This window comes from Bartonella sp. AA2SXKL (assembly GCF_042197205.1).
Lineage (GTDB): Bacteria > Pseudomonadota > Alphaproteobacteria > Rhizobiales > Rhizobiaceae > Bartonella.
On record NZ_JBHIRN010000305.1, the window covers coordinates 1 to 501 of the forward strand.

Consider the following 501-nt stretch of genomic DNA (forward strand, 5'->3'; position numbering starts at 1 on the left):
TTTGACTGGAGTTGGTACGTCTTTCAGAAACGTCTTCTCTTCTTCCTCACCATCTTCCTTAAAGTCAAGACAGTTAAGGAAGATGGTGAGGAAGAAGAGAAGACGTATCAGAATGTAGCGGAAGCTTTGACTGGAGTTGGTACGTCTTTCACGAATGTGAAAAATGAAATTACTAAACAGATTAATCATCTCCAGTCTGATGATTCAGCGGTTGTTCATTATGATAAGAATAAAGATGAAACTGGTGGCATTAATTATGCGAGTGTAACCTTGGGTAAAGGTAAAGATTCTGCAGCTGTTACCCTTCATAATGTTGCTGATGGTAGTATTTCCAAGGATTCACGTGATGCCATCAATGGTAGCCAAATTTATTCTCTGAACGAGCAACTTGCGACCTATTTTGGCGGCGGTGCTAAGTACGAGAATGGCCAATGGACTGCACCTACCTTTAAGGTTAAAACAGTTAACGGTGAAGGCAAGGAAGAAGAGCAGACTTATCAG

The 501-nt window shown here is 41.1% G+C and carries 1 pseudogene; it reads left to right on the plus strand.

The annotated features are described in order from the left end of the window. A pseudogene (locus ACFINS_RS11385) lies at nt 1-501 on the plus strand (hypothetical protein); the annotation flags it as partial.